The sequence below is a fragment of the Burkholderia sp. SIMBA_051 genome, assembly GCF_046534915.1.
GTDB classification, from domain to species: Bacteria; Pseudomonadota; Gammaproteobacteria; order Burkholderiales; family Burkholderiaceae; genus Burkholderia; species Burkholderia ambifaria.
Map to the genome: position 1 here is coordinate 1 of NZ_JAWRXS010000103.1, position 343 is coordinate 343.

1 protein-coding gene is annotated in these 343 nt (G+C 63.6%); it reads left to right on the forward strand.

Annotated elements, in window-relative coordinates; genetic code table 11:
* Positions 1-343: transposase (locus tag SB771_RS33740; protein WP_410721885.1), on the forward strand; the 343-nt coding region annotated here is incomplete at both ends.

Below are 343 nucleotides of genomic sequence, written 5' to 3' on the forward strand. Positions count from 1 at the left end.
GAGCGTGTCGCGATCGGGGACGGGTATCGCGAGTCGAAGGCGTCATGGCAGGAGCTGCTGCTCGATCTGAAATCGCGTGGCCTGCAGACCGGACCACTCCTGGCAGTTGGGGACGGCGCAATGGGCTTCTGGGCGGCGCTGGAAGAAGTGTTTCCTGCGACACGCGGCCAGCGCTGCTGGTTTCACAAAATGGGCAACGTGCTCAATGCACTGCCGAAGTCGCAGCAAGGCCGCGCGAAGGCGGATCTGCAGGCAATCTGGATGGCCGCGACGCGCGCCGACGCGTATGTCGCGTTCGATCGTTTCGTGACGGTCTATGCGGCGAAATACCCGAAGGCGACTG